The sequence below is a fragment of the Enterococcus sp. DIV0876 genome, assembly GCF_050529585.1.
Lineage (GTDB): Bacteria > Bacillota > Bacilli > Lactobacillales > Enterococcaceae > Enterococcus_D.
In genome coordinates, this window is the sequence record NZ_CP172882.1 from 874,047 (window position 1) to 887,188 (window position 13,142).

The following is a 13,142-nucleotide window of genomic DNA, read 5'->3' on the forward strand; positions in this document are numbered from 1 at the left end:
GTTCGTGATGATCGTCTTTTTTATATAACGCGAATCATCAATAAATGATATTCTCCCGAATCATCTCAATATTTTTTACCAGCAACTTGCGATCGACACTCTGCAAGGCGCCAGCTTCTCGCAGACGCTGCATCATCCGGTTGACACTGCTGGCGGATGTAATACCGCAAAAACGGGCAATTTCTTCGTTGGTGACTTCAAAATCGATCAAGACACCTTCGTCAGTCTCGACACCAAAGGTTTCGTAGAGTTCATTGATTTGGGTACAAACGGCACCATATTTGCCATTCATCAGCATTTGCTGCATTTTCTTCATCGTATCCATCAAATTTTTACGGTAGTATTCTTTGACATAGTCTTGAAGTTGTCGGTTGTGGTTGACGTCCATCCAGAATTGCGCCCGAACGATTTTATACAATTCAGCCTCTTCCGACTCCACCCGAACATTGAAAGGTGCTTCGACTTCTTGCGAATATTCGTCTTTGAACAAGGAGACGATTTCAAAGTCATTGAGATAGCGCAAATTGAATTCACGGCCTTCATGGGTCACAACGCTAGTTCTGATGATTCCCTTTTTTAAAATATATACATAGCGATCAGGGATCCCTTCATAAGTCAAATAGCTTTTCTTTTTTCTAATGACGACCGGTATCGCTTTTTTCTTTAAATAGTCACTTAATACCTGTTTCTCCACCCAAATTGCTCCTTTTAGCGTAATTCAACCCGTTTTTTCCTGAAAATAGCTTGAAATTTCATATATTCTTGCTTCATTAAAAGACATTTCAGATAAAAAAGCAATAACAAATGTTAATGTTTCTTGTTATTGCGCTTTTTTAGCAACAAAAGCGATTTTCAGAAAATTTCATTTTCAGTATAGTTAGAGCATTCAATAGAGAAGCAGGAGGGATCATTTCTTTACGCGATATGGGTCAGAATCAAAGGAGGAGAAAGCAGCAAATGCAAGAAAGTCAAACTGAAAAACTATGGAACAAAGGATTTATTACCATTACATTGATCAATTTTATTGTTTTTCTTGTTTATTATTGTTTTGTCGTGATCACGGCAAAATTCGCCACGCAGGAATTAGGGGCAACGACTGCTCAAGCGGGATTGGCAGCCGGTATTTATATTATTGGGACATTGATCGCTCGTTTATATATTGGGAAAATTTTGGAATTGGTAGGACGCAAAGCCATTTTGCGTTGGGGGATTGTTTTTTATGTGGTGACGACCGCAGCCTATTTGATTTCATCAAATATCTTTATTTTAGATGGTGTGCGTTTTTTGAATGGATTTGCTTATGGTATGGTTTCAACAGCAGCCAATGCAATCGTCACAGCATATATTCCAGCTTCTAAACATGGAGAAGGAATCAATTATTATGGATTAAGTACGAGTTTGGCAGCGGCTGTAGGGCCATTTATTGGGATGTTATTATTGCCAACACTAGGTTTTCGATTCATTATTTGGTTGGCAACGATCTTATCACTTGCCACAGCTATTGCATGTTTCATTTTTCCAGTCAAAAATATCACGTTGGCACCGGAGCATGCTGCTGAATTAAAGAAATGGTCTGTAAAATCATTTGTGGAACCAAAAGTCTTCTTTATTTCAGGCATCGCCTTCTTGATCGGATTGGCCTACTCAAGTGTACTTGGGTTCTTATCGATTTATGCAAGTAACTTGGGATTAGAAACAGCCGGCGCCTTTTTCTTTGTGGTGTATGCACTATCTGTGACCTTTACTAGACCAATGACAGGAAAATTGTTTGACCGTCATGGAGCGGATGCCGTGATGTATCCAAGTTTTATCTTTTTGACATTGGGATTATTTCTATTAAGTATCACTGGCAATAGTGCCATGTTGTTGATTGCCGGTTGCTTCGTTGGTCTGGGTTACGGTACATTCATGTCAAATGGACAAGCTGTTTGTTTAAAAGAAGTTGATTCACATCGAATCGGGGTCGCTTTGTCGACGTACTTCATTGGTTTGGATTTAGGTTTAGGTGTCGGTCCTTATGCATTAGGTAGTTTACACGGCCTCTTTGATTATTCTCAAATCTATATCATTTGTGGTTTGATTCCAGTTGTTGTGGTGGTCTTGTACAAATTATTTTATAAAACAAAACATGTTGTCGACAATGCAAGTCTTTTAGAACAACACGTCAAAGAGTCAAAATAAAGAAAATAATAAGGAAGGGAGTTTCTACACATGGATAGCAATCAACTGATTATTGAGGCATTGAATAAATTAGTGATGAATGTCAATGAATTAAATGAAGAAATGCATGCGATGAAAGAAGTCACTACCAGCATGACGATCGAACAAGTCGAAATCGATCATCAATTAAGAGATATCAAATCAGTCTTGATCAATGACAACTTGATTGGCTGAACCAGAAAAAGCTTTCCCCAACGCTTGGATACATGCGCTGAGGAAGGCTTTTTTTGTTAAATGCGAACAATAAAAGAAAACTTTCAGAAAAAATAAGATGAAAAATTGTCGAATGTTTCGTTTGTGTGCTATAGTGTGTCTGGGTAGCAATACCTAATAAAAATCAGAGTAGGAAATAAAGCGTTAAGTGCTGAAAGGATGGGATGTTGCCTTTCGGACGAAGGACAAGGGTCCGCGGTTTTATTTTCGCATTCGCTGCATGAACTTGTAGCAGCTCTAAAAGGAGATGCTCGTTATGAAAAGAAAAGTCGATGCACACATGATCGCGATCATGGGACTTTTGATTGCCTTAATGGTGGTCTTGTCGCAAATTTTAGGCTTTGAAACAGCCTACATCAAACTCACTTTTTCCTTTGTTCCCCAAATGATCATGGGGATGTTATTCGGTCCGTTTTGGACAGCCATAGGCTCCTCATTGGCGGATATTGCAGGAATGGTGCTATTTCCAAAATCAGCGTACTTTTTTGGTTTTACGATCAATGCCTTTATAGGTGGATTGATCTATGGGTTCTTTTTCTATCGTAAGGAAGTGACGCTCAAAAGAGCCGCTTTGGTCGTATTGCTGAATACGGTGCTGATCACACTGATTTTGACCCCTATTTGGTTGGCGATGATGCTGAATATCCCACTGACAAGTTGGGCGATTTGGTCAGTCCGCTTGCTCAAAGCTGTGATCATGTTCCCAATCCAAACAGCCATGATTTATGTTGTTGGCCGCGCTGTACCATATAAACGACTGAGCCGACGATTTTTTTAAATGATGATTTAGCCGATACAACGAATGAAACAACATCCATTAAAGCCGCCGAAATTTTTTCGGCGGCTTTTTCTGTCAATGGAAGACAAGGCAAAAATAATGGATAAATCTCTGGAAAATTTGCTCCATCATCTGTTGTTCTTTTTCAAATATTTCTCCCATAGTACTTCAAATAAGGAGGACATATCCTCAATTTTGGCCTGATGAAAGGGGATGATTTGTGTGCTGCTGATTGATTGGAGGGCCTTTTCAGAGTCAGCAAGATAGAAATCAAAGCTATTCTCAGCATTGTTGGCTATGCCAAATTCGATAAATTCAACATGTTCTAAGAAAAAACTTAAGCGCTGAATGGCGGAAAAGTCTAAGGTGGGGAGCAGGCCGATCCGTAATTTTTCCATCCGTCGATGTTGATAATAAGGAAAGATGAAAAAAGCCAAATAGCTTGGTAAGTTCGCTTTTCCAATATTTACCCACTCATAGCCCACACGTCGCGCATATTTATTGATTATTTTGCGTATGTCTTTTTCAAGTAGATTTGATTGTTTTCTCTGGGGAACTTCATGCACATGATCTAACCACCAGAAATTTAAAGGACGGCCATTTGTGGCAAAAGTAAAATACAAAATCAAAAAGATGATCCGCTCAACCTCGTAACACTTCTTCCCATTGGCTTTTCTTTCAGCATAGTGTGTATCAAGTGACTGCGCGATTTCATCAGACAACTGAGCAAACAGCGGCTGTTCTTTTTTGATATGTTCAGAGAAATGATCAATGATTCCATCTTGATGGGCTGAACGATCTGTATAATGCAGCAAGAAAAAAATCAACCCCTTTAAATAATGCCGGTGATAAGAAAACTGCTGCTCATCGTTAATAAATCCGTGCAAATAGTCATTCAATTCATGATCCAATGAGGGATAAAAGGCATCGAACCCCTTGACCTCTTGTATACGATACCCTTGGGTATATCGTAACCTTGCTATAATAAAAATAATCAGCACGACATGTTGATAATTGCTCAATAAATTTTGCTGCCGCAGACAAACCATAATGCCAGCTTCTTTGCGAAAGTCGCGAAATAGGACTTCTATGCGCTTTGGATCGATCATCAGCAACATATGAACCAAAAAAAGCTGGATATCTATTTCACTGCCACTTAGCTTGATTTTAGAAATGTTTAATTGAATCTCTTTCTCTTTTAAATAATCTTTTAATTTCTTCAAGCTTCTATTCACGGTGGAACGGCTAACATAATGTTGTGCAGCGAATGTCTCGATCGTTGTTTGAGGTTGCGTTAAAGAAGTGAGAAGGAATTGAAAGGCCATTGATTGTTCAGCCAAATATTTGAAATATCTGCTTTCACAGACTGGTTGTTGAAAGGGGATAACTTTGAATCCTTTTTCACATAGTGTAAGACCAAACAACAACATCATCTCATGTTGCATCTCCTCAAGTAAGGCCACGATCCCATGATAAGAAACTTCCAATTCTTCAACAAGGACACTGATACGTGTATGCTGACCGATTCGTCGATTCAAAATTTTCAAAATAGCTATTTTTTTTTTGTCATAATTGGTGAATAACAGCTCTTCCATCACAAAACCTCCCTTCACATAAATGTTATCACAAAACAAAAATATTAATCGTTCAAAAAAATAATACATAACATTCTTTATTTGAATAAAATAATTATAAAGTGATAATAATTCTTTTTTGCATCGTTATCTATAAAGTATGTAATTTTTTGAAATTTCTTTAAACTTTAATGACAAAGATCTTTTGGAATTTTAAATCAATATGAAGGTTTAATGTTATTTTATGGACGATAAAATATGGAGATAGATTAGACGCTTGCCGCTTTTGCAAAATTGTCTGACCGTCTTCCTCTTGCTAAGATGCCAATATAAAACCTATTTCAAAAGTAGGTTTATCGAAAATAGAGGGGGAGAAAATGAAAGCAATGAAGGGCAGCAGCATCGTTGGTGTTATCATCATCATTTTACAAGTCTTCACGTCTCTTTTGATGATTCAACCCGTCCATGCATCAACGAAATCGATCCATGTACTTGATCATGAAGCGGTGAAAATCGATGCACAATCAACGCTAGCAGAAGACGATGCCATAGTATGGAAAATCACATATGATCTACCTGAAGGTGAACTTTGGCTAAACATCACAGCGGATCAAGAGATTTCCTACTTGGATCAGGCTGGGTTGACAGTGGCGGGGGACTGGCTCACATCAGCAGAAAGCGCCGAAGCACAAAAAGGGACACTGACGCTACGTACCAGCAAAGCGGCAAAGAAGATTGATCTACAAGTGAAAGTAAAAAAAACAGACCCTGCCAATGCTGAAAAAATGGTCACACTATATGAAACAACACGGCCAATCTCAGTAAAGAGCCAGGTAAAGGCCATGACTCAAAGTCAAGGAGAAGAACATGCGCAATGGGACAGCGGGACAAGTGGGTCAAGCAGCCCACAAGTTGTTGACAGTAATGATGCAGTTGGGGAAACTGCGTCATCAACTAGCAGCGTAGAAATGAAGGACAACCAGACCCCTGACTCGAAGAAAGAGGATCTGTCTTCGGAGCAAACCACAGCAACGTCTAAAGAACCAGCCACAAACCAAAAGGAAACAACTGAAAATAGTGAAACAACGAATGAAAGCAGCACAGCCAAGTTGCCTAGGATCAAAGCACGAGCGTTGACTATTGTGCCTGCATCATTAACGGATAATGCAGATCCATTCAATTATCATACGGCAGCGGATGGGACCTATCCAAATCACCATACCAATAGTTATCTAAACAATCAGACGTCTCAAAATGTGATGAATTATAATTTTTCAGACATCTTCACTGAAGGAGCGTCAACTGCACACAATGCCTATAGCAGCAGCCAAAATTTTGAGAATGGGTATCATGAATATGAGGATGCCTACATCAAAAAAATCGTCATGCCCACCGAGGATCCCAATCAATTCAAGATACAATTAGATGTTATTGGAAAAGCATTAAAAACCAGTCAACCAGTAGATATTGCATTGGTTGTAGATAAATCTGCATCGATGAACCAGACTTTAGAGAACAATCGATCAAGATGGCAAATCATGAAGGAAGCCGTGGGTTCTTTTGCAGATAGTTTATTGACTACTGAAAATAACGGGTCCATCAGGATCGGTGTCGCTTCATTTGGCTCAGCACCTAATGGACGGCAACATATTCCATATGCGGAAGTACAGAAATTTACCAATGGCAGTGCTTTTACCAGTGATCGAACTTCACTGACGAATAGTTCGATCATTTCGGCTAATTCTGCGCCCGAAAATTCTGGTACACCAACTTATTTCGGCGTTGACGCCGGCTATGCAATGTTAACAAGTACCGAATATCAAGCAAGAAGCAATGCAGTAAAGGTGATGATCGTTCTAACAGATGGAGATCCAACTTTTGCACCAAATTCAAATTATAACAATTTAACGAATAATATTTTATCTTTGAAAGCAACGAGTACTGCTGCTTTGGATACCTATAGCGCAATAAAAGGTACGACAAATTACTTCACAGGTGATGGTACCACGGGCTCAATTGCTGCAAGTGCCACAGCTACAATTGCGCATATGACAAAACGATTCGCTGATGATAAGAACAAAAATATTTTGACCTATTCGATTGGGTATGCTTCTGGAACGAACGATGTGCTGAAGAAAATCGGAAAAGACGGTGCCTATCTGGCAAATAATAAGAATGAATTGATCACAGTCTTGAATCGAATCTCGTCTAGTTTTAGCGCATCTGTTCAAAACGCCACCATCAATGATCCCATGAGTACCTATGTGACACTGAAAGCTGATTCTGCAAAAGTCACAGCCTTATCGGTCAATGATACGCGTTTATCGACGATCGAATCATCGAATGCCAATTATCCCGATTATGCGAAACAAACTGTATTGAATCAAGGGACAGCAGGCATCACATTGTCCAATCTCTATTTAGCGGAAAAAGACAACGTCCATGAAGGCATCCGTCTCACATACACCATTGAGTTGAAAGAACAGTATCGTGATGGTTTGTTTTATCCCGCAAACCAGACGACCTATCTCGAAAATAGACAAATGAACAAATCAAGCAATGAATATTTGCATTTTGCTGTTCCATCGATTCGTACACAAGCGACTACCCGTTCGCTGATTGTGAAGAAAGTATGGCAAGACCAAGAAAACAACTATCGATTGCGCCGAGAAATCACACTCCAATTACAAGAAAAAAATGACAGTGAATGGGTAGATGTCAGCGGCAAAAAACTGACGATATCTCCGTCTGATTCGGGAGAACAGTTGTCAACAAGCTTTACCAATCTACCCAAGTATAGAAATGGCCAATTGATTGTCTATCGTGTGATCGAAAAAGCAGATGATCAAAATCGCGTACCTGGATACGCATCGCCAAGCTATGCTCCTGCAGAAACGACTAGCACGACAACAACCTTAGAAGTGACCAATCGGTTATTGACGACTTCTGTCGAATTGACCAAGGTCAATGAAGAAAAGCAACCGTTAAGTGGTGCGACGTTTGCGGTTTATTTACAAGGCAGCCCAGATGCAGTCATCCAACAGCGAACATCTGATATAGATGGGCAATTGACCTTCAAAGATTTGCCAGTTGGCAAATACGTCATAAAAGAAATCAGTGCCCCTGAGGGATATCAAAAAATGGCAGATCAGCTTTTTGAAATCGTGGATACGGATGGTACGTTAAGCATCGATGGCTTGCCAAAAGAACATCAATTGATCAATCAGCGCTTTTTGTTTGCCATCAATCTGAAAAAAATGAATAGTGATCAATCAATTCCGTTGCCAGGAGCGGTATTTGAACTGTCAGGACAAGGCATTTCTCCAATCCAAGCAACCTCAAATGAAAACGGACAGATCACATTTGCCACAAATGTACCAGCTGGTGTTTACCAAATAAAAGAAATCACAGCACCAAGCGGCTATCGTTTGGCGGAGGGGATTTGGGCAATACACATTGTCAATGAAAAAGAAAGCTATGCCATTCGACCTGATGGATCAAGAATCAACTTAACAAGCACCCTCAATGAAAAAGAATCACTTTTTGAGTTGCAAGAACTATTGATCGACAATGCGCTCAATGATTTTCATTTGAAGGTCACCAAAATCGATCAAGCTGGAAATTTTTTAGCCGGCGCTAGTTTCAGATTGACCAATCATGAGGATGTTGACCAAACGATCACCAGTACGAATGAATCAACTTTCGATTTTCAAGGATTGCGTCCGGGTAGTTATGAATTAACAGAAACCAAGACACCCGATGGATTTCAAGGATTGAAGGAGCCCATCACGATTGTCATCGCCGAAGATGGACAAGTAACGATCGACAACCAAATCGTAGCAGTCGAGCAGCAAGATGCTGAAAACCTGATCGTACTCAAAGTATCGAATCATGCATTACCGACATTGCCGCAAACCGGGGGTATCGGTGTAACCCCATTTATTGTTGGTGGGCTCTTGCTCATGTTTGGTGCTGCAGTTCCTTGGTTCTATCGTAAACGGAGGTGGCGTTGATGAAAACATGGCGTAGATACTGCTGGCACGCATGTTTTGGCTGGATTGGCTTAGTGATACTCAGTGTTTGTTTTGGCTATTCGGTACAAGCAGCTGAAACGGCATCAGAAGAAACAGAAACAGTGACGATCACACTAAGAAACCTCCTTTTCAGCGACCAGGAGACGTTGGATCAGCAGCAGATCATGGGGGATGAATTGCTGCAAGAATATACAGGAATCGATGGGACATCTTTTGAATTGGTCAATGTGACTCATGCCTACACAACATTTATCAAAGAAAATCCCAATCTTGATATCACGAAAGACAAAGCAAAGCAGCAATTCATTGCAAGTATTTCTTCAGAAGTACTTGCTGCTTCGGCGAAGATACAGGCCACAACCCATACGGTCAATGGTGTCAGCGGGCAAGCGGACTTTCAAGTAAATCCTAAGACTGAAGGCCGTGACAGTGTCTTTTTGCTCCAAGCAACAGAAAATGACACAGCACCGATTTTGATTGTATTGCCCATCATCGATGGGCAAGGCGATGCGTTGAATCGAATCTTTGTCTATGTCAAACAAGTCAAAACAACAGAAGTTCCACCTGGTTTGATCAAAACCCTTGCTGATCCCAAAGATAGTTATCAGTATGGGGATAAGGTCACATTTGAAACGCGGATCACCATTCCTTCCACCATCCTAGATACCGAAAGTTTGGTGTTGACGGATGCGCCTGATGAGGGGTTGACTGTTGTCATGGATACGGTGAAAGTAGCTTTTGACTCAGAGATGCCAAGGGATACCTATCAAATCAGTCAAGAAGGGCGTGGGTTCTCGGTTACTTTCTCGGCAAAGTATTTGCAAGATCATATTGGAGAATCAGTGACGATCACCTATCAAATGAACTTAAATGGGACACGACCGAATGTCAGTTACTTTGAAAACCAAGCGACATTATGGCTAAATGATGACCCGATTCTGAAAGACAAAAAGGGGATCTTTACAGGAGGCAAACACTTCATCAAGAGCGATGCCGCCAATCAGCAAGCCCTTCAAGGCGCAACCTTTTTGATCAAAAATCAAGCAGGTGACTACTTAGCCCAAACCGATCAAGGGTATCGTTGGGTCACCAGCAATTCTGATATGGACCATGCCTCTTTTGTGACATTGATCTCTGATGATAAAGGACTCTTTGCAATCAATGGATTGACATATGGGACCTATTTTTTAGAGGAGAAAAGTGCACCGACGGGTTATACCAAGAATCGATCCGCTATCGCCTTCGAGGTTGCCAGAGGCACCTACGAGGCATCTAATCAAGTCTTGACGGTTGTCAATAAAAAGACGACCCAACCAGAAAAACAAAAGCCATCCGGCAAATTGCCGCAAACAGATGAACGCAATGATTCGAAACTAATGTTGGTAGGCATTGTCATGATTCTGTTGATCGGCTGTATTCAAATGAGGAGAGAAAAGGAGTAAGAACGATGAAAAAATTATGGGTGAGTATCTTGTTCATCATCCCAATTTTACTATGGGGGTACAACGGGACTGTGGAAGCGGCTGAAACCACGGAGACGCAACAAATCACGCTGCACAAGTTGATTTTTGATACAGTGCCAGAAGAACAACAAAACAGTGGGGATGAAATGTCATGGGAGAATGCACAACCCCTTAAAAATGCCGGATTTACTGCTTATGATGTGACAAAGCGCTATTGGGAAGTATATAACGAAACAACAGGAAGCCAATCTGAGAAGGAAAATGCAGCAAATGATGCGGTCAAAGCCATCGATGTGACGGATCTGCCATCCTATGCATTTGATTTAACTGACGCAAACGGCGCAACAACTAAACTGCTGCCGGTCATCTCAGACAAACAGAATGCAGTCTATCTGTTCAAAGAAACAACCACACCAGCAGGTGCCATTGCAGAAAAAGCCGTCGATTTTGTGGTGGGATTGCCTGTACTGAACGATGATGGAGCCAACAAAGAAAACGTCCATCTTTATCCCAAAAATCAATACGAAACCAATGACTTGGCATTCACAAAATATGGTGTGGCGATCGATGATCAGGGGAATCTACAGGCGCCAGCTGTTTTAGCTGGAGCCACCTTCATTCTGAAAGAACGCGATGGCCAGTACTACTCGTCAGAAACCAATCGTTTTGATGCCGATGAAGCCAGCGCGGCTAAATTTGTTTCAAATGACCAGGGAATCGTCCACGCGGACGGATTGATTTTAAAAGATCAAGCTGTCTATGAATTTATCGAAATTGACTCATCGGTTGCGCTGCAAGGGAAACAAACAACGGATCAAGAGGTCTACCACTATCGATCGAATCCTGCGGTGGTTGTTCATACAGCCCGTGATCAAGAAACTTCAGTGCTGAAAATCACGTATGATTATTTTGATGTTGATCAAAATCAGGTTTTAGCAAGTGACCAAGCTGAAGCCTATAACTATCAAGTTCCTGAACCAACAAAAACGGTAGATGACAGTGATGTGGACATCGATCAGGTTTTCACGTATACCATCGAACAACAAATTCCGAAGGATATCGCACGCTACTCGCTATTTCAATTGATCGATACACCAGATGCTGCTTTGACACTTGTATCGTCAGCAAATGAAATCGCAGCGAGTTTGTTGATCAATGGCGTATCTGTTGATCCAGCGTTAGTGGAAGTCAAGACAGACAACGAATTGACCTTTACTTTCGATCCTGCATCTTTGATTCCTTATCAAGGACAAACCATCCATCTAACGATCAAAATGAAATTAAAACCTGACGCAGTACTTGGTCAAGCAATTGACAACCAAATTGAGCTAGACAATGATTTCCACCCCAAAACAGACGAAACATCGGTCATGACCTATGGGAAAACATTTAAGAAAATCAACGCGGATACACAAAATCCTTTGTCAGGTGCAGCATTTCATGTCAAAAGAGACGACAGTTATCTCGTCATTGAAGAGGGAAAAGTTTCTTGGACAACACAACAAGACCAAGCCTACACCTTCATTTCTGGTGAAAATGGTGAAATCGTAGTTGCTGGTCTTGCACAAAAAGATGCAAGCGGGCAACCAATCACTTACCAATTGATCGAAACCAAGGCGCCAGAAGGCTATGTCTTACCGAAAAATCCATGGGCATTTCAAGCAGATAATGGCGTTGAAGTGATGACAGTTACGAATAAACTTGAAGGAAGTTTGCCATTGACCGGAGGAATGGGGATCGCAGGATTCTTGGCAGCTGGTCTCATGATCATTGGTACGGCAGTTCTCTACTTCTCAAAGAGAAAACAGGCATAAATCTTGTTCAACAATAAGACACCAAGTGAACTGAATGACAAGACGGCACATCCAGAAACCTTGCATGTGCCGTTTTTTATTTTTTTATTCGTTAACAATAGGGAAGGTGGGTGCAATGAAAAGAAAATACTTGGACATGATCATGGTACTGGTTTTATTGATTGGTATCGTCATTTTTTCTTATCCTTTTATCAATCGTCAAATCAGCGACTTTCTCGATCAGCAAATGATCGCCAAATACCAAAAAGAAGCCAGCAAGAGAAATGAGCAAGAAGTTGCTGAAATGATGGCAAAACAAGAAGCATTAAACCAAAAGTTAGCGTCGGAAAAAACAGCGCCTGGATTAACTGCCTACACTGAAGCATTAGCCAAAACACCAAAAGAGGCAGATAAAAGTTATTACGAAAACCATATGATCGCGGTTTTAAAGATACCCGCGATCAATGTTGATTTGCCGATTTTTGATCAAACGACAGATTTGTTCTTGCGAAAAGGGGTATCCTTATTAGAAGGGAGCAGCTATCCAATCGGGGGAGAGAACACACATGCCGTTTTGTCTTCTCATCGGGGCCTGCCAGAGGCGACATTGTTTGATCAGTTGCCAGACCTTGAGATCAAGGACAAATTTTATATTGAGATCAATCAAGAAACCCATGCTTATCAAGTCGATCAAATCAAAGTGATCCTGCCTACTGAAACAGATGATTTACTCGTGGAAGATGGACAAGACTATGTGACTTTGCTGACTTGTACACCTTATATGATCAATACCCACCGCTTATTGGTTCGCGGTCATCGCATACCTTACACCGCAGAAAGCAAAACAGAATTAAAAGAACAAGCACACAGCAAAAACAAACGCTGGATAATCTGGATAATTGTCATTTGCTGCATTATTTCACTGATTATTTTCATGATTATTTATCAAAAAAAACGGAACAGTACGGATAATCGAGTGAAATAACCCAACTTTCAATTTTCATCGTTTTCTCAGTAACCCATCAATGGCGAGTCGTCTTAATTGATAAAAAAACATCTTGTTGTTA

At 40.7% G+C, this 13,142-nt stretch carries 9 protein-coding genes and 1 riboswitch; of the genes, 7 read left to right on the forward strand and 2 right to left on the reverse strand.

The window, feature by feature from the left end:
* Nucleotides 1-37: 37 nt before the first annotated feature.
* A complete protein-coding gene (locus tag IGI41_RS04075; protein WP_430611467.1) occupies nucleotides 38-694 on the reverse strand; it encodes a Crp/Fnr family transcriptional regulator in 657 nt (218 codons plus the stop codon).
* A 263-nt stretch (nucleotides 695-957) separates the two neighbouring features.
* Here IGI41_RS04075 and IGI41_RS04080 point away from each other — a divergent pair, with 263 nt between their 5' ends.
* The 3 genes from IGI41_RS04080 (at nucleotide 958) to IGI41_RS04090 (ending at nucleotide 3,211) form a co-directional block, all read left to right on the forward strand.
* The gene (locus IGI41_RS04080) at nucleotides 958-2,181 is read left to right on the forward strand and encodes an MFS transporter (protein WP_430611469.1); all 1,224 of its coding nucleotides are present in this window, start codon (nucleotides 958-960) and stop codon (nucleotides 2,179-2,181) included.
* Between the two features lie 30 nt (nucleotides 2,182-2,211).
* A complete protein-coding gene (locus IGI41_RS04085; RefSeq protein ID WP_430611471.1) occupies nucleotides 2,212-2,394 on the forward strand; it encodes a hypothetical protein in 183 nt (60 codons plus the stop codon).
* Nucleotides 2,395-2,556: 162 nt separating this feature from the next.
* Nucleotides 2,557-2,654: riboswitch (THF riboswitch) on the forward strand.
* A gap of 26 nt (nucleotides 2,655-2,680) precedes the next feature.
* Nucleotides 2,681-3,211, forward strand: a complete 531-nt coding sequence (locus IGI41_RS04090; RefSeq protein ID WP_430611473.1) for a folate family ECF transporter S component — start codon at nucleotides 2,681-2,683, stop codon at nucleotides 3,209-3,211.
* A gap of 128 nt (nucleotides 3,212-3,339) precedes the next feature.
* Here IGI41_RS04090 and IGI41_RS04095 read toward each other — a convergent pair whose 3' ends face one another.
* Complete coding sequence (locus IGI41_RS04095; protein WP_430611475.1) at nucleotides 3,340-4,806, reverse strand: helix-turn-helix domain-containing protein; 1,467 nt, start codon at nucleotides 4,804-4,806, stop codon at nucleotides 3,340-3,342.
* Between the two features lie 356 nt (nucleotides 4,807-5,162).
* Here IGI41_RS04095 and IGI41_RS04100 point away from each other — a divergent pair, with 356 nt between their 5' ends.
* From IGI41_RS04100 to IGI41_RS04115, 4 genes are all read left to right on the forward strand, one after another.
* Nucleotides 5,163-8,798: a SpaA isopeptide-forming pilin-related protein gene (locus IGI41_RS04100; RefSeq protein ID WP_430611477.1), complete on the forward strand. Its 3,636-nt coding sequence runs from the start codon at nucleotides 5,163-5,165 to the stop codon at nucleotides 8,796-8,798.
* The gene (locus tag IGI41_RS04105) at nucleotides 8,798-10,261 is read left to right on the forward strand and encodes an isopeptide-forming domain-containing fimbrial protein (RefSeq protein ID WP_430611479.1); all 1,464 of its coding nucleotides are present in this window, start codon (nucleotides 8,798-8,800) and stop codon (nucleotides 10,259-10,261) included. The genes IGI41_RS04100 and IGI41_RS04105 overlap by 1 nt, the downstream gene beginning before the upstream one ends.
* A gap of 5 nt (nucleotides 10,262-10,266) precedes the next feature.
* Nucleotides 10,267-12,096: a SpaH/EbpB family LPXTG-anchored major pilin gene (locus tag IGI41_RS04110; RefSeq protein ID WP_430611481.1), complete on the forward strand. Its 1,830-nt coding sequence runs from the start codon at nucleotides 10,267-10,269 to the stop codon at nucleotides 12,094-12,096.
* 115 nt (nucleotides 12,097-12,211) lie between these two features.
* Nucleotides 12,212-13,060, forward strand: coding sequence for a class C sortase (locus IGI41_RS04115; RefSeq protein WP_430611483.1), 849 nt, complete (start codon nucleotides 12,212-12,214; stop codon nucleotides 13,058-13,060).
* Nucleotides 13,061-13,142 lie beyond the last annotated feature (82 nt).

Excerpts from the sequence above, each read along its gene's own strand:
- IGI41_RS04080 (WP_430611469.1), top strand. The coding sequence starts at position 958 with ATGCAAGAAAGTCAAACTGAAAAACTATGGAACAAAGGATTTATTACC.
- IGI41_RS04085 (WP_430611471.1), top strand. The coding sequence starts at position 2,212 with ATGGATAGCAATCAACTGATTATTGAGGCATTGAATAAATTAGTGATG.
- IGI41_RS04090 (WP_430611473.1), top strand. The coding sequence starts at position 2,681 with ATGCTCGTTATGAAAAGAAAAGTCGATGCACACATGATCGCGATCATG.
- IGI41_RS04095 (WP_430611475.1), bottom strand. The coding sequence starts at position 4,806 with ATGGAAGAGCTGTTATTCACCAATTATGACAAAAAAAAAATAGCTATT.
- IGI41_RS04100 (WP_430611477.1), top strand. The coding sequence starts at position 5,163 with ATGAAAGCAATGAAGGGCAGCAGCATCGTTGGTGTTATCATCATCATT.
- IGI41_RS04105 (WP_430611479.1), top strand. The coding sequence starts at position 8,798 with ATGAAAACATGGCGTAGATACTGCTGGCACGCATGTTTTGGCTGGATT.
- IGI41_RS04110 (WP_430611481.1), top strand. The coding sequence starts at position 10,267 with ATGAAAAAATTATGGGTGAGTATCTTGTTCATCATCCCAATTTTACTA.
- IGI41_RS04115 (WP_430611483.1), top strand. The coding sequence starts at position 12,212 with ATGAAAAGAAAATACTTGGACATGATCATGGTACTGGTTTTATTGATT.